This window comes from Jatrophihabitans sp. GAS493 (assembly GCF_900230215.1).
Classification (GTDB): domain Bacteria; phylum Actinomycetota; class Actinomycetes; order Mycobacteriales; family Jatrophihabitantaceae; genus MT45.
On sequence record NZ_LT907982.1, the window covers coordinates 1,642,612 to 1,662,677 of the forward strand.

General features: G+C 66.7%; 19 protein-coding genes, 1 tRNA gene and 1 pseudogene. 12 read left to right on the forward strand and 9 right to left on the reverse strand.

What is annotated here, in order from left to right; all coding sequences use genetic code 11:
• Positions 1–3: 3 nt before the first annotated feature.
• Together CPH63_RS07470 and CPH63_RS07475 are read left to right on the forward strand one after the other, a co-directional pair.
• Positions 4–2,454: a sodium-translocating pyrophosphatase gene (locus CPH63_RS07470; protein ID WP_096302324.1), complete on the forward strand. Its 2,451-nt coding sequence runs from the start codon at positions 4–6 to the stop codon at positions 2,452–2,454.
• Between the two features lie 94 nt (positions 2,455–2,548).
• On the forward strand, positions 2,549–3,124 hold the full coding sequence (locus tag CPH63_RS07475) for a hypothetical protein (RefSeq protein ID WP_096302325.1): 576 nt from the start codon (positions 2,549–2,551) through the stop codon (positions 3,122–3,124).
• Between the two features lie 73 nt (positions 3,125–3,197).
• Here CPH63_RS07475 and CPH63_RS07480 read toward each other — a convergent pair whose 3' ends face one another.
• Positions 3,198–4,742: an MFS transporter gene (locus tag CPH63_RS07480; RefSeq protein ID WP_096302326.1), complete on the reverse strand. Its 1,545-nt coding sequence runs from the start codon at positions 4,740–4,742 to the stop codon at positions 3,198–3,200.
• Positions 4,743–4,898: 156 nt separating this feature from the next.
• On the opposite strand from CPH63_RS07480, the gene CPH63_RS07485 reads away from it, so the two are divergent.
• Both CPH63_RS07485 and topA read left to right on the forward strand, forming a co-directional pair.
• Positions 4,899–5,651, forward strand: a complete 753-nt coding sequence (locus CPH63_RS07485) for a TetR/AcrR family transcriptional regulator (protein WP_096302327.1) — start codon at positions 4,899–4,901, stop codon at positions 5,649–5,651.
• A gap of 180 nt (positions 5,652–5,831) precedes the next feature.
• Positions 5,832–8,705, forward strand: coding sequence for a type I DNA topoisomerase (topA, locus tag CPH63_RS07490; protein ID WP_096302328.1), 2,874 nt, complete (start codon positions 5,832–5,834; stop codon positions 8,703–8,705).
• 97 nt (positions 8,706–8,802) lie between these two features.
• Here the strand turns inward: topA and CPH63_RS07495 are convergent, their stop codons facing one another.
• A complete protein-coding gene (locus tag CPH63_RS07495; RefSeq protein WP_096302329.1) occupies positions 8,803–9,570 on the reverse strand; it encodes a trans-aconitate 2-methyltransferase in 768 nt (255 codons plus the stop codon).
• Between the two features lie 63 nt (positions 9,571–9,633).
• Between CPH63_RS07495 and CPH63_RS07500 the strand changes: the two genes are divergently transcribed.
• The 3 genes from CPH63_RS07500 to CPH63_RS07510 all read left to right on the forward strand — a co-directional run bounded on the left by CPH63_RS07500 (position 9,634) and on the right by CPH63_RS07510 (position 13,521).
• On the forward strand, positions 9,634–10,122 hold the full coding sequence (locus CPH63_RS07500; RefSeq protein WP_096302330.1) for a MarR family winged helix-turn-helix transcriptional regulator: 489 nt from the start codon (positions 9,634–9,636) through the stop codon (positions 10,120–10,122).
• Positions 10,123–10,219: 97 nt separating this feature from the next.
• Positions 10,220–12,319: a dTMP kinase gene (gene tmk, locus CPH63_RS07505; protein ID WP_096302331.1), complete on the forward strand. Its 2,100-nt coding sequence runs from the start codon at positions 10,220–10,222 to the stop codon at positions 12,317–12,319.
• The gene (locus tag CPH63_RS07510) at positions 12,316–13,521 is read left to right on the forward strand and encodes a DNA polymerase III subunit delta' (protein ID WP_096302332.1); all 1,206 of its coding nucleotides are present in this window, start codon (positions 12,316–12,318) and stop codon (positions 13,519–13,521) included. Before tmk ends, CPH63_RS07510 begins: the two co-directional genes overlap by 4 nt.
• A 207-nt stretch (positions 13,522–13,728) precedes the next feature.
• Here CPH63_RS07510 and CPH63_RS22135 read toward each other — a convergent pair whose 3' ends face one another.
• Positions 13,729–13,896: a hypothetical protein gene (locus CPH63_RS22135; RefSeq protein WP_157749358.1), complete on the reverse strand. Its 168-nt coding sequence runs from the start codon at positions 13,894–13,896 to the stop codon at positions 13,729–13,731.
• Between the two features lie 184 nt (positions 13,897–14,080).
• Positions 14,081–14,455 carry a VOC family protein gene (locus CPH63_RS07515; protein ID WP_096302333.1) on the reverse strand — a complete coding sequence of 125 codons (375 nt, stop codon included), beginning with the start codon at positions 14,453–14,455 and terminating at the stop codon, positions 14,081–14,083.
• 58 nt (positions 14,456–14,513) lie between these two features.
• On the opposite strand from CPH63_RS07515, the gene CPH63_RS07520 reads away from it, so the two are divergent.
• The 3 genes from CPH63_RS07520 to CPH63_RS07530 all read left to right on the forward strand — a co-directional run bounded on the left by CPH63_RS07520 (position 14,514) and on the right by CPH63_RS07530 (position 15,700).
• On the forward strand, positions 14,514–15,329 hold the full coding sequence (locus CPH63_RS07520; protein ID WP_371364886.1) for a stage 0 sporulation family protein: 816 nt from the start codon (positions 14,514–14,516) through the stop codon (positions 15,327–15,329).
• A 5-nt stretch (positions 15,330–15,334) separates the two neighbouring features.
• Complete coding sequence (locus CPH63_RS07525) at positions 15,335–15,547, forward strand: hypothetical protein (protein ID WP_096302335.1); 213 nt, start codon at positions 15,335–15,337, stop codon at positions 15,545–15,547.
• Between the two features lie 77 nt (positions 15,548–15,624).
• A tRNA-Thr gene (locus CPH63_RS07530) sits at positions 15,625–15,700 on the forward strand.
• A 113-nt stretch (positions 15,701–15,813) separates the two neighbouring features.
• Here CPH63_RS07530 and CPH63_RS07535 read toward each other — a convergent pair.
• The gene (locus CPH63_RS07535; protein ID WP_096302336.1) at positions 15,814–16,302 is read right to left on the reverse strand and encodes a hypothetical protein; all 489 of its coding nucleotides are present in this window, start codon (positions 16,300–16,302) and stop codon (positions 15,814–15,816) included.
• Positions 16,303–16,354: 52 nt separating this feature from the next.
• Between CPH63_RS07535 and CPH63_RS23635 the strand changes: the two genes are divergently transcribed.
• Positions 16,355–16,645 carry a transposase gene (locus CPH63_RS23635; RefSeq protein WP_096302337.1) on the forward strand — a complete coding sequence of 97 codons (291 nt, stop codon included), beginning with the start codon at positions 16,355–16,357 and terminating at the stop codon, positions 16,643–16,645.
• Here the strand turns inward: CPH63_RS23635 and CPH63_RS23380 are convergent.
• Both CPH63_RS23380 and CPH63_RS23385 read right to left on the reverse strand, forming a co-directional pair.
• Positions 16,627–16,950 carry an IS30 family transposase gene (locus CPH63_RS23380; protein WP_197704616.1) on the reverse strand — a complete coding sequence of 108 codons (324 nt, stop codon included), beginning with the start codon at positions 16,948–16,950 and terminating at the stop codon, positions 16,627–16,629. The genes CPH63_RS23635 and CPH63_RS23380 overlap by 19 nt on opposite strands.
• Positions 16,951–16,966: 16 nt before the next feature.
• Positions 16,967–17,647 carry an IS30 family transposase gene (locus CPH63_RS23385; RefSeq protein WP_197704617.1) on the reverse strand — a complete coding sequence of 227 codons (681 nt, stop codon included), beginning with the start codon at positions 17,645–17,647 and terminating at the stop codon, positions 16,967–16,969.
• A 316-nt stretch (positions 17,648–17,963) separates the two neighbouring features.
• Between CPH63_RS23385 and CPH63_RS07555 the strand changes: the two are divergent.
• Positions 17,964–18,586 (forward strand): annotated as a pseudogene (locus tag CPH63_RS07555) (IS256 family transposase).
• 146 nt (positions 18,587–18,732) lie between these two features.
• Here CPH63_RS07555 and CPH63_RS22145 read toward each other — a convergent pair.
• Positions 18,733–19,254: a hypothetical protein gene (locus CPH63_RS22145; RefSeq protein WP_157749362.1), complete on the reverse strand. Its 522-nt coding sequence runs from the start codon at positions 19,252–19,254 to the stop codon at positions 18,733–18,735.
• Between the two features lie 67 nt (positions 19,255–19,321).
• Positions 19,322–19,990: a hypothetical protein gene (locus CPH63_RS07560; protein WP_157749363.1), complete on the reverse strand. Its 669-nt coding sequence runs from the start codon at positions 19,988–19,990 to the stop codon at positions 19,322–19,324.
• Positions 19,991–20,066 lie beyond the last annotated feature (76 nt).

Consider the following 20,066-nt stretch of genomic DNA (forward strand, 5'->3'; position numbering starts at 1 on the left):
CGCATGGCCATACGAGACCTGACAGCCGTGACCGTAACCCGGGTTGACCCCGGGATATCGAATGGCGACAAGCTCTGGGTAGTCGCGATCGGCGTCATCGCCCTCGCCGCCCTTGCATTCGCCTACTTCCTGTCACGGGAGGTGCTCGCGGCCGATACCGGCACGCCGAAGATGGTGGAGATCGCCAAGGCGGTGCAGGAGGGTGCGGCCGCCTACCTGAACCGTCAGTTCAAGACGCTGGCCGTCTTCGCCGGGATCGTCTTCGTGGTGCTGCTGGTCCTGCCGGTGAACCACGGCGGTTTCAGCGTCCAGTTCGGACGGGCCCTCTTCTTCCTCGTCGGGGCGGTCTTCTCCGCGGCGGTGGGGTACATCGGCATGACGCTGGCCACCCGGGCCAACGTCCGGGTGGCGGCCGCAGCACGCGGTGGCGGCCGCGAGCGGGGCTTCCACGTAGCCTTCCGCACCGGCGGCATCGTCGGCATGCTCACCGTCGGCCTCGGCCTCTTCGGGGCCAGCGTCGTGCTCTTCTGCTACAACAGCAACGCCCCCACCGTGCTGGAGGGCTTCGGCTTCGGTGGCGCGCTGCTGGCGATGTTCATGCGCGTCGGTGGCGGCATCTTCACGAAGGCGGCCGACGTCGGGGCCGACCTGGTCGGCAAGGTCGAGGCCGGCATTCCGGAGGACGACCCGCGGAACGCGGCCACCATCGCCGACAACGTGGGCGACAACGTCGGTGACTGCGCCGGCATGGCGGCCGACCTCTTCGAGTCCTACGCCGTGACCCTCGTCGCCGCGCTCATTCTCGGACAGTCGGCCTTCGGCTCCAAGGGTCTGCTGCTGCCGCTGCTCATCGGCGCGGTCGGCATCATCAGTTCGGTCGTCGGCATCCTCACCACCAAGCTGCGGGCGGCCGACCGCACCGGTCTGGTGCCGATCAACCGTGGCTTCTTCATCACCGCGGCCGTCTCGCTGATCCTGGTCGCGATCGTCGCCTTCGCCTACCTGCCGTCCAGCTTCGAGGAGCTGAACGGATCCGACCCGGGCACCGGCAACCCGCGGGTCATCGCCTTCGTCGCCGTCCTCATCGGCATCGTGCTCGCGGTGATCATCCAGCAGCTCACCGGGTACTTCACCGACACCATCCGCCGCCCGGTCACCGACGTCGCGAAGGCTTCGCTGACCGGTCCCGCGACCGTGATTCTCTCGGGAATCTCGCTCGGTCTGGAGTCGGCCGTCTACTCGGCGCTGGTCATCGGTGCCGCCGTCTACGGGGCGTTCCTGCTCGGCGGCGGGGCGACCTTCGTCGCGCTCTATGCGGTGGCGCTGGCCGGCTGCGGCCTGCTCACCACGGCCGGTGTCATCGTCGCGATGGACACCTTCGGCCCGGTGAGTGACAACGCACAGGGGATCGCGGAGATGAGCGGTGACATCGACGAGCAGGGTGCTCGCGTGCTCACCGATCTCGACGCGGTCGGAAACACCACCAAGGCGATCACCAAGGGAATCGCGATCGCCACCGCCGTGCTCGCCGCGACGGCGCTCTTCGGCTCCTTCAACAAGGCCTTCACCGACGCCCTGAGCCAGGCGCGGGGCGTCACGGTGACGCTGTTCAACAACGTCACCGTGGTGCAGGTTCCCGGTGGGAAGCTGACGTCGCTCTCGTTCAACCTGGACCTCTCACAGCCGAACAACCTGGTCGGTGTGATCATCGGTGCCGCTGTTGTCTTCTTCTTCAGCGGTCTGGCCATTCGGGCCGTCGAGCGGGCGGCCGGGCGGGTCGTCTACGAGGTCCGCGAGCAGTTCCGTACCAAGCCCGGAATCATGGACTTCACCGAGAAGCCCGACTATGGACGCGTCGTCGACATCTGCACCAAGGACTCCCTGCGGGAGCTGGCGACGCCCGGGGTGCTGGCCATCCTGGCCCCGATCGGCGTGGGCTTCCTGCTCGGCATCGGCCCGCTGGCCGGCTACCTCGCCGGGGCCATCGGAGCCGGTGTGCTGATGGCGATCTACCTGGCCAACTCGGGTGGGGCCTGGGACAACGCCAAGAAGATGGTGGAGGACGGGGCCTACGGCGGAAAGGGCACCGACGCCCATGCGGCCACCGTAATCGGCGACACCGTCGGTGATCCGTTCAAGGACACCGCCGGCCCGGCGATCAACCCGCTGATCAAGGTGATGAACCTGGTGGCGGTGCTGGTGGCGCCGGCTGTCGTGAAGCTAACGGTCGGCACGCACGCCTCGATCCCGCTGCGCATTCTGATCGGGCTCGTCGCCTTCGCGATCATCGCGGTGGCCGTCATCGTGGCCAAGCGCCGAGTCGTCTCGATGGGACCGAGCGCCGACAGCTCGGCCTCCTCCGGTGCCGGCTCCAACGATTCAGGCACCCCGGCCGGAACGCACCTCCCAAGCCGCGGCGCCGACGACGACACACCGGCCGCCAGCCACCCGTAGCCGGGCCTGCGCGTCCTGACGCTCCAGCCGCGGCGCCGGTGAGAATCTCATCGGCGTCCCGGCGGGAGCGTCCGCCCAGCACTACGCTGTTGCAATGCAGTTTTCGCTCTTCGGGGCCGCCACCGCCGACCCGATCCTCGCCGATTTCGACGGCGTGCTCATCGGTGGCGGGCACTGGGTTCGCCACGGTGACACCGCCCGCCTCTCGGTCGTTGTCGCCGACCGCTGGCGGGCCGATGAACTGCACCACGCCTTTCACGAGAGAGGCGTTGGGGAGGGCAGCGATCCGATCGTGCGGGCCGAGGAGGGCTTCGCCGTCCGATCGGCATTCACCGCTGACCTGCGGGCCCAAGCCGACCGCTGGACGGTCGGGGCGAACGAGGCACCACCACCCGGATTTCAGCTGGACGTCGGTGGCCTGCGTCTGTGGGCGGTGACGGCCGGCCGGGCTGATGAGGTCGGCTACCTGCTCGGCACCGACGCGCCCGATGACGTCATCCACACCATCTCGGGTGCCCAGCTGTCACGTCTGGGTCTGGCCGCGGTCTCGCTGACCGCCCGCTCCGGCGGGCCGGGCTGGCGAGTTACATCGGCCAAGCGTCTGCGCCGACTGGCCGAACTGCTGGGCGAGGCGCCGGTCGGCTCGGACCGGGACTGGCCGACGTTCTAGTGCGGTAATGCCGATTTGGGGAGTTTCATGCCCGGATTCCGGGCATGAAACTCCCCAAGCTGGGTGAGGCTGGTTAGAACGCTTCCGCTAGGTCGGCCGACTCGACGGCGCGCAGTTCGTCGTCGAGATCGGTCTCGGCCAGGGCGGGCTGCTCCCGCCGCACGGTGACCGCGATGAGCACCACCGTCACGGCCAGGAAGATCGTCGCGGCGAGGAAGCCTCGCTGAGCCCCGACGACGAAGGCGTGCTGAGCGCGAGCCGCCGCGTCCATGCTGAGCGGGGCGTCGGCCGCCGCCCGGCGACTGGCCGAACCGAAGACGGTGACCAGCACCGCCAGTCCGACCGACCCGCCGAGCTGCTGCATCACGTTGACCATGCCCGAGGCAGCACCGGCGTCCTCCTGCTGCACGCCCCGCAGGGCCATCGCGGTCAGCGGCACGAACGCCGTGCCGTTGCCGAGTCCGAAGAGGACGAGCGGGCCGAGCAGAGCCCAGTAGCTACTGGTGGCCGACAGCTGGGTCAGCCAGGCCAGCCCGGTGGTCGAGATGATCAGGCCGCCTAGCATGAGCGTCTTCGCGTCGAAGCGGTCGGTGAGAACCCGGGCGCTGATGTTCGACGAAGTGAAGACGGCGATGGTCAGCGGCAGGAACGCCACCCCGGAGGCGAAGGCACCGTAGCCGAGCACGGTCTGCAGGAACTGCGAGAGGAAGAAGAACATCCCCATCATTCCGGCCACCATCAGCAGTCGGGCCACATACGAAACCGAGCGATTGCGATCGGCGAAGAGGCGCAGCGGCGTGATCGGCGACTTGGCCCGGCTCTCGATCACGACGAACGCGGCCAGCAGCAGCACTCCGGCCACGAAGGCGAGGATGGTTCCGGGGTCCGACCAGCCGTCGCTGGCGGCCCGCACGAGGCCGTAGACGATCGAGGTCATGCCCAGCGTCGAGGTGAAGGCCCCGGCGAGATCGAAGTGGCCCTTGCGGCGCGGCGTCTCGACCATGACGCGCCAAGCGAGCGCCAGCACGACGAGGCCGATCGGCACGTTCACAAAGAGAACCCAGCGCCAGGAGGCCCATTCGGTGAGCAGCCCGCCGGCGATGAGGCCGACGGCCGCGCCGCCGATCGATACGGCGGTGTAGAGACCGACCGCGCGGGTGCGCTCGCGACCGTCCGGGTAGGTGACCATGAGCAGGGCCAGGGCCGCCGGTGAGGCGAAGGCCGCGCCCACACCCTGAGCGGCACGGGCGATGAGCAGCATCTCGGCGTTGCCGGCGAAGCCGCCGACCAGCGAGGCCAGCGTGAACAACGCCAGACCGCCGATGAAGGTGCGGCGGCGCCCGAGAATGTCACCGGCGCGGGCACCGAGCAGCAGTAGTCCGCCGAAGCTCAGCGTGTAGGCGTTGATGACCCAGGAGAGCCCGGTCGGCGTGAAGCCGAGTGAGCTCTTGATCTCGGGCAGCGCGATGTTGACGATCGTCGCGTCCAGCACGACCATCAGCTGGCAGGTGAGGATGACGGCGAGCAGCAGGCCGGGGTGGCCGGGACGAATTGCGCCCAGACGGCCGAGGCGGCTGGCTCGGCTGTTCGCGTTGGGTGGATTGGTGGTGACAGACATTGTGTGTCTCCTTGCGGTAACATCGACACGGAAGCGGATGGACCCTCCGGTACATTCGACGATACGGAGGCTGCCTCCGTTTCGCAAATCTTTTTTGTGCTGCCCGGCGCGTCGGGCAGAATCGGGACCCAGGATGGGCACGCAGGAGGTGTCGGAATGAGCGCAACGGTGCGCACAGCTGATGCGCCTGACGCTGCCGGTGTCTCCGAGTCCGTGTCCCAGCCCGAGTCCGCCAAGTCCGAGTCCCTGGCTTCCCTCCCGCCGTGCGCTCAGGGCCAGAAGCCCATGCGGGCCGACGCCAAGCGCAACTACGACCAGCTGCTGATCGCCGCGTCGGCCGCTTTCCAGGCCTCCGGTGTGGATACCTCGCTGGAGGAGATCGCCCGCCAGGCCGGTGTCGGAATCGGCACCCTGTACCGCCACTTCCCGACCCGCAACGCCCTCATCGAGTCGGTCTACCGGCGCGAGGTCGAGCTGATGTGCGCCCGGGCCGACGAGTTACTGCGCAGCGAACCGGCCGAGCGGGCTCTGTCCGAGTGGATGGGTGGTTTCGTCCGGCATGTGGCGAAGAAGCGAGGCATGGCCACCGCGCTCAAGGCGGCGGCCGCGGAGGCGGCCGAGGCCTCCGGCGGCAGCACTGCTCCGGGTGACTCCGAGCTCTTCACCTACTCCCGGGGGCTGATGTACGGTGCGGCCAACCGGCTGCTGGCCGCGGCCGTGGCCGACGGCGCGATCCGGGCCGACGTGGACTCCCAGGATCTGGTGCGGGCCATGAGCGGCATCTGCCTGGCCAATGACCAGCCCGACTGGCAGGACCAGGCGGCGCGTCTGGTGAACCTGCTGATGGACGGTCTGCGCTTCGGTGCAACCGGCGTCCCAGCGACTGCGACTGACACCGCTAGCCCGTAAAATTCAGGCAAATAGCACCGCCGTACCGGGGTGAGTCACAGCCGCTCCCAGGAGGCCTGTGACACGGTGGATGCACGGTCGTCCACGCAACGTCGCTAAAGTCATGTACCGTCCGGCCTGAAAAGGCATCTCATTTGTCAATACTCGAAGTCAACTTTTCTGTAGACGCAGGGAGTACATGTGGCTAGCGGCACCTCGGCAGCGGGCAAGGCGGGCACCAAACTGGTGATCGTCGAGTCGCCGGCCAAGGCCAAGACGATCGGCGGTTACCTCGGCTCGGGGTATGTCGTCGAGGCGTCGATCGGCCACATCCGCGACCTGCCGCGCAACGCCGCCGACGTCCCGGCCAAGTACAAGGGCGAGGCCTGGGCCCGTCTCGGCGTCGACACCGACAACAACTTCGAGCCGCTGTACGTGATCAGCAACGACCGCAAGCAGCAGGTCAGCAAGCTCAAGTCACTGGTCAAGGACGCCTCCGAGGTTTACCTGGCCACAGATGAGGACCGCGAGGGTGAGGCGATCGCCTGGCATCTGGTGCAGACACTCGCCCCCAAGGTTCCGGTGCGCCGGATGGTCTTCCACGAGATCACCCCGCAGGCCATCGCCGCGGCCATCGAGTCGCCGCGGGACATCGACGTCAACCTGGTCGACGCCCAGGAGACCCGACGCATCCTCGACCGTCTCTATGGCTATGAGGTTTCGCCAGTTCTCTGGAAGAAGGTTCTGCCGAAGCTCTCGGCCGGCCGTGTGCAGTCGGTGGCCACCCGGATCGTCGTTGAGCGCGAGCGGGCCCGGATGCGCTTCCGTACGGCCGAGTATTGGGACATCGAGGGCACCTTCGCCGCTGTCGAGCGCAAGGCCGACGACCCGGAGACCTTCACCGCGAAGCTGGTCAGTTACAACGACGTCCGGGTCGCCACCGGCCGCGACTTCGACCCGGAGACCGGGATCGCCGAGTCGACGGTCGAGCACCTGGACGAGACGGCGGCGCGCGGCCTGGCCGCCCGGCTGGAGGGGCGCCCGTTCGAGGTGCTCCGGGTCGAGGAGAAGCCCTACCGCCGCAAGCCCTACGCACCGTTCATGACGTCGACGCTGCAGCAGGAGGCCGGTCGCAAACTGCGCTGGTCCTCGGCCGTGGTGATGCGGGTGGCCCAGCGGCTGTACGAGAACGGCCACATCACCTATATGCGTACCGACTCGACGAACCTGTCGGAGACTGCGGTCACCGCGGCCCGGGCCCAGGCCCGTGAGCTCTACGGCGATGCGTACGTGCCGGCCGAGCCGCGCCGCTACAGCCGGAAGGTGAAGAACGCGCAGGAGGCTCACGAGGCGATCCGGCCGGCCGGCGACAGCTTCCGCACCCCCGGTCAGCTCGCCTCGCAGCTCTCCTCGGACGAGTTCCGGTTGTACGAGCTGATCTGGCAGCGCACCCTTGCCTCGCAGATGGAGGACGCGGTCGGCACCACCGTCTCGGTGCGGCTGGGCGCCTCCTCGATCACCGACGAGCGGGCCGAGTTCGCGACCTCGGGGCGCACCATCACCTTCCCCGGATTCCTACGGGCCTACGTCGAGGAGACCGACGACTCGGCCGAGGCCGACGACGCCCAGAAGCGGCTGCCGCGCCTGGCTCGGGGCGAGGCCATCGACGCCCGCCACTTCGAGCCGGAGGGGCACACCACCTCGCCGCCGGCCCGCTACACCGAGCCGTCGCTGACCAAGGCCCTGGAGGAGCTCGGCATCGGCCGACCCTCCACCTACGCATCGATCATGCAGACCATCCAGGACCGTGGCTACGTCTGGAAGAAGGGTGCGGCCCTGGTGCCGTCCTGGATCGCCTTCGCGGTGACCGGGCTGCTCGAGTCGTACTTCAGTCGCCTCGTCGACTATGACTTCACCGCCAGCGTCGAGACCGACCTGGACTCGATCGCCGATGGCGAGGCTTCGCGGATCGATTGGCTAAGGGGTTTCTACTTCGGCGACGGATCGAGCGCTCCAAACGGCGCCGGGCCGGATACCTCGCCGGACGCCGGTTCAGGGCGGATTTCGGCTCAGGGCGGGTTGAAGCAACTCATCTCCGATCGTCTGGAGCAGATCGACGCCCGCGGGGTGAACTCCATCCCGCTGGCCGGCACCGACGTAGTGGTGCGGGTCGGACGCTACGGGCCCTACCTGCAGAAGGGTGCGGCCGAAGACGGTGTGCGGGCCTCGGTACCGGAGGACCTGGCCCCGGACGAGCTGACCCCCGAGAAGGTCGAGGAGCTCCTCTCTGCGCCGTCGGGTGACCGGGTGCTCGGGGTGGATCTGGACTCCGGCCTGGAGATCACCGCCAAGAACGGCCGTTACGGCCCGTACGTCACGGACGGCGAGAAGTCGGCGTCGCTCTTCAAGACGATGTCGGTGACTGAGCTGACGCTGGCCGAGGCACAGAAACTGCTGACGCTGCCCCGGGTCCTCGGCGTGCTCGACGGCGAGGAGGTGACCGCGCAGAACGGCCGCTACGGCCCGTACATCAAGCGTGGCACCGACTCTCGCTCTCTGGAGACCGAGGAGCAGCTCTTCACGATCACCCTGGACGAGTCGGCGGCGATCTTCGCCCAGCCGAAGCTGCGCGGTCGGGCCGCGGCCAAGCCGCCGCTGAAGGAGGTCGGCAACGACCCGGTGTCGGGGAAGCCGATGGTGGTCCGCGAGGGTCGCTTCGGGCCCTACGTCACCGACGGTGAGACCAACGCTTCGCTCCGCCGGGGCGACACGCCCGAGGAGCTGACGGTGGACCGGGCGGCGGAGCTGCTGGCCGACCGCCGCTCGCGCGGTCCAGCACCGAAGAAGACGGCCAAGAAGGCCGCAAAGAAGGCTCCGGTGAAGAAGGCCACCGCGACGAAGTCGGCCGCGGCCAAGACGACTGCCGCCAAGAAGGCTCCCGCCAAGAAGACCGCCGCCAAGAAGGCCGCCGCCAAGAAAGCACCGGCCAAGAAGGTCGCGCCTAAGAAGGTGACGGCCACCGTCGTGCCGACCGATCTGACGACGTCAGCGCTCGAGCCCGTCTCGGTCGAGTAGAGCGCCTCAGCGGGTTAGCCGCCGAAACATCCTGCGCGTTGGGCGCCGGGCTGCACGATATGCAGGACCTTTGCGGCGCGGCGGCTCGTCCAGTCGGCTAGGGCTTGTAGCCAACGCAGAAGGTGCGGGTGAACGGGAAGGTCGTCCGACCGTCGGAGTCGCTGGGGTAGGCCGCGCGGAGTTCGGCGGCGTACTCCTGCTCGAACTCGGCCGCGTCGCTGGCGGAGAGGGCCTGTAGCACCGGGCGCAGTCCGGTGCCGCGCACCCACTTCAGTACCGGGTCCGCCCCCTCGAGCAGGTGCAGATAGGTCGTCTGCCAGACGTCGGTGCGAAGGCCGGCCCGGCGCAGCAGTGCGCCATATTCGCCGGGTCGGGCCACCGTGTCGTGATGACGCAACACGCCACCGAGCTGGTCACGCCAGCGCGGTGACTTGGCCCGGGAACGCATCAGCTGATGGGAGGGTGCGCCGAAGTTGTCGGGCACCTGGAAGGCGAGCCAGCCACCGGTCGGCAGCGCCTCGGCCCAGCGGGCGATTACGGCCGGATGATCGGGCACCCACTGCAGCGTGGCGTTGCTGATCAGCACGTCGCAGTCGGTCGGTGGCTGGAATTCGGTGGCGTCACCGAGTCGGGCATCAACTCCCGGGACGGCGGAGGCCTGCGCCACCATCTGCGGTGAGGAGTCGATGCCCTCGATGATCGCGTCTGGCCAGCGGGCAGCCAGTAGGGCGGTGAGATTGCCCGGTCCACAGCCGACATCGACCACCCGACGCGGCTTCTGGGCCCGGACGCGCCCGAGGAGATCCAGAAATGGACGCCCCCGCTCGTCGGCAAACTCAAGGTATTGCTGTGGATTCCAGTCCATGAAAATTCCTCTCGACGTCAAGAGACTATATCTTGACGTCGAGAGAGCGCTACACTTCCAACCATGGGTGACGAGGTCGACGAGATAGTCGATGCGTGGCGCCACGAGCGCCCCGAGCTTGATTTGAGCCCGCTGCAGATTCTCTCGCGAGTCAGCCGCCTGGCCGATGTTCTCGACGAACGCCGCACGGCCGCGTTTGTCGAGCATGGCCTGCAGACGCACGAGTTCGACGTGCTCTCCGCGCTGCGCCGCAGCGGCGGTGAGTTCGAGATGACCGCCGGTGAGCTCTGCGTCGCCACGCACGTCACGTCCGGCACCATGACCAGCCGGCTGGACCGGCTGGTGGCCCGGAAATTGGTGATCCGACGCCCCGACCCGGGCGACGGGAGGCTGGTGCAGGTTCGCCTGACGACGCTCGGCCGTAAACGGGTGGATGCCGCGTTCGAAGCGCTGCTGGAGTCGGAGAAGGGCCTCATCGAGGACATCACCGAGGAGCGCCGCGAAGAGTTGGCCGGCGCGCTGCGCGACCTGCTCGCCGCCACCGATCGGTGAGCTCTGCGGCTGCGCGTGCGGGCAGCTAGTCAGACCCACAGATAAGCTAAGGGCTTACCGGCAAGATACGGAGCAGGCGATCAGCAAGGACAAAGAGATGAGCGCGACCGCAGACGCGGCCGCCAGTCCCGTCTCAGCCGCCGCCGGAATCCGCGGGGTGCTGCGGGTGACGCCGTTCCGGCGGCTCTGGTACTCAACGTTTCTCTCCAGCCTCGGTGATTGGCTCGGCCTGCTGGCCACCACCGCGCTGGCCGCGTCGCTGGCCACCGGCTACTCGCAGCAGTCCTTCGCCCTCGGCGGGGTGCTGCTGGTGCGACTGCTTCCGGCGATGGTGCTCGGTCCGGTCGCCGGTGTCTTCGCCGACCGGTTCAACCGCCGCTACACCATGGTCATCTCCGACCTCATCCGCTTCGCTCTCTTTCTGACGATTCCGCTGGCCCATCTGGTGGTGAGTGCCGACCGCACCCTCTGGTGGCTCTACGTCGTCACCTTCTTCATCGAGTGCGTGAGCCTCTTCTGGCTTCCGGCCAAGGACGCGTCGGTGCCCAACCTGGTACGCCGCGACCAGATCGAAGCGGCCAATCAACTCGGCCTGATCACCACGTACGGCATCACGCCGGTGCTGGGCGCGCTGCTCTTCGCCGCGCTGGCCCGCATCACCGACGCGCTGGCCAAACACCTCTCCTTCTTCAAGGCGAACCCGACCAATCTGGCGCTCTACTTCAATGCGGCCACCTTCCTCGTCGGTGCGCTGGTCGTGTATTTCATCAAGGAAATAAGTGGAAGTCGCGGCCGCGGTGCTCCGGGTACCCAACCGACGCTTCGCTCGCTGGCTCGGGAGGCCGGCCAATTCCTCCGTACTTCCCGGCTACTTCGCGGTCTGATCATCGGAATCTCCGGGGCCTTCGCCGCCGGGGGAGCAGTGATCGGCGCCGGGCGTTTCTTCGTCAGCAGCCTCGGTGGCGGGGACGCGGCCTACGGCGTGCTCTTCGGTGCGGTCTTCGTCGGCCTCGGACTGGGCATGGCATTTGGCCCACGTTTTGCTCGGGAAGTCTCGCGTCGGCGCCTCTTCGGTCTCTCCATCGTGGCCTCCGGCTCCTGCTTGGCCTTGACCGCGGTGATGCCGCTGATCTGGCTCGCGGTGATCTTCGTCGTGCTCCTCGGCTTCGGAGCCGGGAACGGTTACCTGGCCGCGGTGACGCTGCTGGGCACTGAGATCGACGATCAGATCCGCGGTCGGGTCTTCGCCATTCTGCAGACGCTGATTCGGGTCGTGCTCATCCTCAGTCTGGCCGTCGTCCCCTTCCTGGTCGGGGCGATCGGCACCACCGACATCACCATCGGTGCACTGGACATCACGGTCGACGGAACCAGAATCGTGCTCTTCGCGGCCGGTCTGCTGGCGATGGGTACCGGCGTGCTGGCCTATCGGTACATGGACGACAAGCACCATGTTTCGATCTGGGTCGACTTGGTCACCTCGCTGCGGGGTGATTCGACGGCCCGCCGCCGGCTGCACTCCGGTGGTGTCTTCGTGGCGTTCGAGGGTGGCGAGGGTTCGGGGAAGTCAACCCAGATCGGGCTGCTGGCCGCCTCCCTGACCGAAGTTGGTCTGCCGGTGCGGATCACCCGCGAGCCCGGGGCGACGGCGCTCGGGGAGCAGATCCGGGCGCTGGTGCTGCATCGCGAGGAGTCGATCTCGCCCCGCGCCGAGGCGCTTCTCTTCGCCGCCGACCGGGCCCATCATGTGACGACGGTGATCCGCCCGTCGCTGGATGCCGGATGCGTTGTGCTTACCGATCGCTACGTCGACTCATCGCTGGCCTACCAGGGCGCCGGGCGCGACCTGACGATGGACGAGGTGCGGCGGATCTCGCGCTGGGCCACCGACAACCTCCGCCCCGACCTCACCATCCTGCTCGACATCGACGTCGAGATCGGCCTGGCCCGGGCCACCCGGTCGGCTCAGGCCGACAAGCTGGAGGCGGAGTCGGTGGCCTTCCATCAGCGTGTGCGGCAGGCCTTCCGGACACTGGCCGAGTCCTCGCCAGACCGCTATCTGGTGCTGGATGCGTCGCTTCCGCCGGAGGAGCTGGCCCGGCAGATCCTGGTGCAGGTGCAGCGACTGCTGCCGGCGCGCCCGCACTCGGTCGGGTCATCGCCCACCGCCACCGGAGAGGGCACGGTGATGGCATGACGGTCTGGCGTTCTCTGGTCGGGCAGAGCGAGTCGGTGCAGGTGCTTCAGCGGGCGGGCGCCGCCGGACGGGAGATCGCCGAGGGGCGCGCGGTGGCGGCCGGGTCCATGACGCACGCCTGGCTCTTCACCGGCCCACCCGGCTCCGGCCGTTCGGTGGCGGCCCGCGCCTTCGCCGCCGCGCTGGAGTGCGATCGGAGTGACGAGCTGGGCTGCGGGGTCTGTCCGGCCTGCCACATGGTGCTGGCCGGCACCCACCCCGACGTGCACGCCGTGGTGCCGGACGGGCTGTCGATCTCGGTCGCCGAGATGCGGGCCGTCGTGCAGAACGCGGCCCGGATGCCCGCTTTCGGGCGCTGGCAGGTCGTCGTGATCGAGGATGCCGACCGTCTCACCGAGGCGGCTTCCAATGCCTTGCTGAAGGCGGTGGAGGAGCCGGCCGATCGGACCGTCTTCCTGCTCTGCGCCCCGTCGACCCACCCCGATGACGTCTCGGTGACCATCCGCTCCCGATGCCGCACCGTCGCGCTGCGCACCCCTTCGGCTGAGTCGGTGGCCGAGGTTCTGGTCGCCGATGGGGCCGATCCCGCGCAGGCGGCGTGGGCCGCGCAGGCCTCCCAGGGGCACGTCGGCCGGGCTCGGCGGTTGATCCGTGACGAGCAGGCCCGCGGCCGCCGCTCGGCGGTGCTGGCCATTCCCGCTTCGTTGACATCGCTGCAGGCCTGCCTGAACGCGGCCGACCACCTGATCGGTGCGGCCGAGGCCGAATCGGCCGCCTACTCGGCCTCCCGCAACGAAGAGGAGACCGAGGCGCTGAAGGTGGCGCTGGGTGCCGGTGGCACCGGCAAGGGTGCGGTCGCGGCGACGCGGGGCTCGGCCGGCGCGGTTAAGGAGCTGGAGAAGCGGCAGAAGTCGCGGGCCACCCGCAGTCAGCGTGACTCACTGGACCGTGCGCTCACCGATTTGGCGGCCTTCTACCGCGACGTGCTGCTGGTCCAGGGACGGGCCGATCGGGGTCCGGCCGCGGTGGCGTCGGCGCACCCCGATTTTGACGATGAGGTGCGGGCGGTGGCGCTGCGGGTGACGCCGGCCGGTGCCCTGACCCGTCTGGATGCGGTGCTGGCCTGCCGGGAGGCGCTGGAGTTGAACGTCAAACCGCGGTTCGCCGTCGAGGCGATGACGGCAGCACTGCGGCTGCCCTGAGGCTGCCCGCTGCCCGCGCGAGCGGACGCCGGGTCGAGCGAGAACCGGCTCCCGTTCGACCCGGATCGTCCTAGCTTTCAGAGGGTGTTGTCGTAGAGCAGGCCCTGCTGCAGGGTCGAGGCGAGCGAGGAGAGTGAGACCCCTCTGCTGCTGAGCAGGTCGGAGAGGCTGGTGCCGCTCTTGAGCTGGTCGGTGAGCGTTGTCGGGTCAGTCTTGAGCCCTCTTGCCGGACTTGAGTTCAGTGGTGAGGTCGGACTTGGACATACCGAAGAGGTTGGCTGCGACGTCGAGCGGGCTCTTCGGGCGGGAGCTGGTGTTGGCGGTCAGTAGTGAGGTGGAGGAGAGGGCGGTGGTACTTGCGTTGATGGAGGTCATTCGCGCGCTTTCTCGTCACGTCCCGAATTGGCTCGGGGACACCGAATCTCGGCTCGACTGATACGTCGGCCGCCCCATCGCGATTTATGAGCTACCCGGCATCACGCTTACCGTGGCGCTAACCAACGCCTACCCCCGTCCCACATGACCCAGCGAACCCACTCAGCTGATGCGGGGGAACCACTCAGCCGCGGGGTGGCATCTGCTGCAGCGCCCAGGTGTTGCCGTCCGGATCGGCGAAGTGAACGAAGTGGCCCCACGCCTGGACGTCGACTTCGCTGGCGTCGACACCGTTGGCGAGGAGTTGGGCCCGGGCCGCCTGGGCGTCGGCGATGACGACCTGCACTCCGCGCTGGGAGCCGACCTCCATGTCGATGCCGAGACCGGTGCCGAAGGCCACCGAGCAGGCTGAGCCGGGTGGTGTCAGCTGCACGAAACGCAGCTCGGGGCTCACCTGGACGTCATGGTCGGCGTGAAAGCCGACCTGATCGACGTAGAAGGCCTTCGCACGGTCGACGTCGCTGACCGGCAGGAAGATGAGTTCGATTTTCCAGTCCATGCCTGCAACCTAAACCCGAGGTCTGACACTTACCGCTAGTCTCGATTTCGTGGGCATGATGTGTGCGGTGACGTTCGAGCCGAAGGGGCGTCTTTACTACGCCGACCCGGGGTCGCTCCGGCCGGCCGTGGGTGATCACGTGCTCTACCCGACTGAGCTTGGTCCCGAGGTCGCGCGGGTAACCTGGGCCGCCGAATACGTCTCCGAGGATGTCGGCGGGCTGCCGGCGCTGCTCGGGATGGCGACGGCCGCGCAGTTGGATGACGCCGTCCGCAGCCGGAAGAAGAAGGCGTATGCGCGGGTCGCGTCGCGGAAGCTGATTCGCGAGCACCAGCTGCCGATGAAGATCAGCGGTGTCGATTACTCCGCAGCTGAGAACCAGACGACGATCTACTTCACCGCGCCGCACCGTGTCGATTTCCGTGGGCTGGTGCGGGACCTGGCGGCGACGCTCTCCGGGCGGGTCGAGCTGCGACAGCTGTCGGCCCGGGACGAGGCGAAGCTCAGTGGCGGAATCGGCTCCTGCGGGCGGGAACTGTGCTGTTCGACGTTCCTGGTCGATTTCGAGCCGGTGTCGGTGCGCATGGCCAAGGATCAGGACCTGCCGCTGAACCCGATGCGAATCTCCGGCGCCTGCGGCAAGCTGATGTGCTGCCTGAAGTACGAACACCCGCTGTATCAAGACTTCGCCGAGCAGGCCCCCAAGCTCGGTGAGCAGGTGGAGACGCCAGACGGCGCCGGCACGGTGGTCGGGCACAACGTACCGAGCGAGACCGTGGTGATCCGGATGGCGGCCGACGGGAAGCGTTCACCCTGCGCGCTGGCATCGGTCTGCTCGTCGCGGAAGGCCTACGACTCCCGCGACAACAGCTGACTCCGGTGTCGTCGCATGCCGTTGGGCGTTCCGTCCTCTCGCTGCTGCTGGGGGTCGCCATGATCGTGGTGGGGGTGGTGCTCTGCCTCGACTACCGCGAGATGGCCAGCCGCTACGCCGGAGTCGCGATGCCGCTCTGGCTGGTGCGGGGGATCGGTGTGCTCTTCGCGGTGGTCGGCGTCGTCGTCTTCCTGGAAGCGCTGCTGGCCCTCTTCTAGGCGACGGTGGGGCCTGGTTTCACATTGTCCCGATGTGATGGATAGACTGCTCCGGTTGCGTTGGTACGCCAGCGCACGCCGCCTTAGCTCAGTCGGTAGAGCACCTCACTCGTAATGAGGTTGTCCGGAGTTCGATTCTCCGAGGCGGCTCCATCTCCAGGTCCCAGATTTAGGGGCCTCCGTCGCCAATACCCCGTGTGCCGTACTCCCGTTTCGCAGTCCGTGTCCCCATGGTGTCCCCGGAGTTCCGCCGACGGACCGGGACGCTATGGAGCCGTGGGATCCGCGATGATGTCGCTGACTGCGGCCGCCCACTCGGCGAAGGTCATGGAGTCGGTTGCGTCCGTTCGGCAGAGACATACGCCTGCGTCCGGGCCGCCAGTGCTCCAGCGTGCCGGATCAGCCACGAGCGCCCGCGCGTCGGAGCGCTGGAGTACCCAGTAATCCTTGTTGAGGGTTGCCCGGGATTGCCAATCGGCGTCGTAGGTGTACCGATGGATCTCCGCGGGCTTACGGATGGTGTGCGATCGCGCTACTGCGATGCAATGAAGCCATCCGGCGTCGAACCATCGCAATAGAACCGCGCTGCAGCTTTCGATGCTCCACGGCCCCTCAACGAACGTTTGGTCTCCACCGAGGTATTCAGTTACGGGCGAGCCAATCTCCCAGAACGGGGCTTCCTCGTAGACGAGTGTGAGCATCTGACCGACCAGACCGGTTGGGGTCAGTGAGCGTTGTTGTTCAGGTTCGGCCACGAAGCGAACCTACCCGGCCCAAGTGCGGAGATCTACCGATCGGAGCAGCGTCATGCTCCCTCAGCCGTTGGCCCTTCTGTGCCATCGTCTGCATACGCATTCCGTGTCCCGGTGGTGTCCCGGGAGATTCTGGGTTTACCACACCCGGTCGTTGTATGCGAAGAGGATGACGACTGGTGACATCGCCAACCACCTAGCCGATATCTACGGAACTGACGTCTCTCGGGAGTTGGTGTCGAAGGTGACCGACGCCGTGATCGGCGAGATGCAGGAGTGGCAGTCACGCCCATTTGACCGCGGGCGGATTCCAGTGATCGTTGCGAATCAGCTGGCGATGAGATGACTACGCCATCGTGCCATTAGCTGGTGTGGAGTGCGGTCTTGGAGGCATTCTCTCGGGCGGTCGTTGAGTTCGTCGGCGACCTCGCGCAGACGCTCATCGCTGATGATGCTTAGGTCGCTGCCTTTCGGGAAGTACTGACGGAGCAGCCCGTTGGTGTTTTCGTTCGTTCCGCGTTGCCAGGGTGAGTGGGCGTCGGCGAAGTAGATCTTCGTTCCGGTGGCAAGTTCGATCCGTTCGTGGTGGAACAGTTCGTTGCCTTGGTCCCAGGTCAAGGTGCGGCGCAGTCCGTGCGGGAGGTTGTGCAACGCAGCGATAAGAGCGTCACCGACGCGGGGGGGCGGTCCACGGGCCACGGATCGGGACCAGGATGGTGTGTCGAGTCTTCCGCTCGACGAGAGTTGCTATGGCGGAGTGGCGTCCGCATCCGAGGATAAGGTCGCCCTCCCAGTGGCCGATCTGTGTCCGGGTCTCGACAATCGGCGGCCGATGATGGATGGACTTCATGTTCGTCAACTGCTTCAGAGCACCGTCGCGGGTGCGTCCTCGTCCGCGTTTGTGTCGGTAAATACGGCCGGTCCGTAGTGTCTGTCGGTCGATGACTACGACCAAGCCGCGATAGACGGCTTCGTAGATGGTCTCCACGCTCAGATGCCATGACCTGCGGCGCGGCCAGCGGCGCCGCAGCCACCGACTGATCTGGCGCGGTGACCAGTGCCGCCGAAGTTTCACCGCGATCACGGCCCTCAACTGTTCGTCGACTGCAACTCGCCGCGGTTTTGGCCGCTGCCGACGCAGGTATGCCTGGTTGTGAGCAAACCAGGGTTGGTAGCGGCCATCGGCCTTACTGTTACGTGCGATTTCCCGATAGACAGTCTGGTAGCTCTTGCCGATCCGGGCCGCGATGAACTTGACTTTCTCGCCAGCGGCGAGGCCGTCGGCGATCTCGATACGGTCGTCTTGAGTCAGGTAACGGCCGCTGATAGGCCGCTCAAGGAAGTTCACGCTCCCAGCGTCGATGAACCACAGCGACCCACAGCTCGGCGACACTCCGACCGCAAGCGATGCCTGCACCCCGGTGGCCCCGAGCCGGGTCAGGTCGAAGAACCTACGCTTCGACTCAGCCGACGCCTTGTTCCACGCCCAGTGCGGCATGACGAATCCTTCCCTCAGGATTCGCAACGACCGTTAGAAACCGCCGCGTGTATCCGGTGGTGTTGATCGACGCGATCGTGTTGAAAGTGCGCGACGGCCAGGTCGCGAACCGCCCGGTCTCGTGGCGATGGGTATCACCGTCGACGGGCAACGTGACGTGCTCGGGATGTGGGTCGGGCCCTCAGGTGGGGAGGGCGCGAAGCAGTGGATGAACATGCTGACGGAGCTGCGTAATCGTGGGATCCTCGACCTGTGCATCGTGTGCTGCGACGGGTTGAAGGGTCTGCCCGACGCGATCACCGCGACCTGGCCCCTCGCGGTCGTGCAGACGTGTGTGGTGCATTTGGTACGCAACAGCCTGGCTACGCGTCGAAGGCCGACTGGGGCAAGATCACCGCCGAACTGAGGACGATTTACACCGCAACGACGGTGACCGCGGCCGAGGAACGCTTCGCCGAGTTCACCCAGAAATGGCAGCCCAAGTACCCGGCGATGATCGGGATGTGGCAACGGTCGTGGACGGAGTTCACACCGTTCCTCGACTTCCCCGTCGAGATCCGGAAACTGATCTACACGACCAACGGCATAGAGTCCTTGAACGCTCGTTTTCGGCAGGCGACCCGACGGCGTGGGCACTTCCCCAACGAGCAAGCCGCACTGAAGATCCTGTACCTGACCGTCAAAGAACGCCGCCCGAACCGGGCCAATCCGACCGGCCAGATCAACGGCTGGAAATCCATCCTGAACACCCTGGCAATGACCTACGGCGACCGCCTAGGAATCAACTAGCCATGACCCCTTACACAGAAAATCTGACAGACCCCCGAGTGGGAGCCGCCAAACGCGAGCAGTCGGGCTAGGAGTTCGCCTGGATCGGATTGACCCAGAAACAGTTAGGCAGTCCACTGCAAGTTCTTTCAGCTCGACAAACACTTCTATGCCCTTGCGAGGGGTGTTGGCGTCGGAGGCACACCACCGTTGTGGGCGCAGGACGGAACCTGACACGGCGACGTGCCCGCACCGGTGATGGGTGTCGGTGTCGGCACCGGAGGCACACCACCGTTGTGGGCGCAGGACGGAACCTGACACGGCGACGTGCCCGCACCGGTGATGGGTGTCGGTGTCGGCACCGGAGGCACACCACCGTTGTGGGCGCAGGACGGAACCTGACACGGCGACGTGCCCGCACCGGTGATGGGTGTCGGTGTCGGCACCGGAGGCACACCACCGTTGTGGGCGCAGGACGGAACCTGACACGGCGACGTGCCCGCACCGGTGATGGGTGTCGGTGTCGGTGTCGGCGTCGGAGGCACACCACCGTTGTGGGCGCAGGACGGAACCTGACACGGCGACGTGCCCGCACCGCCGACCACCGACGTGCCTTGCTTCGCGACCGGGCGGGCCACCGTCCCATCGCCGTTAGGGGCGGGACAACTCACGAGGGCGGCGGCTGTCACAGCCACCACGATGAGACCGATATATCGGCCGAGTGCAGTTCGACTTCGTTTGCTAGCGGAGAACATGTCAGGTACCTTCAGTTCCGCAGGTCTTAAAAGTATCCGTAAATGCGTCCGTTGTCGCACCGCCGGACACACCAGAATACCAAGTTCCTGCGTCGTTGTACATATCGATTCCGAGGTGCGCCGCCAAACTGCGGATTGGCGAAAGCGCCCCGCCGTTGATGGAAACTTCGGAGTTCGTCCACGCGTCGCTACCATAGTTTCGAAGCGTTGACAGACTACCCGAAACGGTCGCACGCTCCTCGATCATTTCACCAGACAACCCGCTGTAGAAGGTGCTCGTGTAGTAAATGCTGCCGCCGACGTAGAATTCGGCGTACGGGCCGAGGTTAGCAATTGCACCGGTGTCCAAGTCATGCCACTGAAACGTGACGACCGGCCCGCCTGTGGCGGATCCCGTTGCATCTACGTTCGTCGCAATGTTAAACAGGTCTCCGACTCCGTTACTAGGGTCTCCCGAGATCGTGACCGGCACTGTGCCTGTGTCAATTCCGCCATTCAGGGCCTCGTAGAACGGATAGGTACCAATTGTGTGGCCCGTAAAGCATCCATTCTGCAGCAACTTGGTGTCGCCGCCGGCACCACCAATTCCGACCCAATTGGTGTACCTGTCCGGTTGTATCACGCATTGGGCGCCCTTAACATAAGATGTTCGACCGTAGGCCTCAGTCACGCCAGATTGCTGATCTATCATTTCCGCAGTCGATATACTGGACGTGTACCTACAACTCACTGCGAAGCGGGAACGG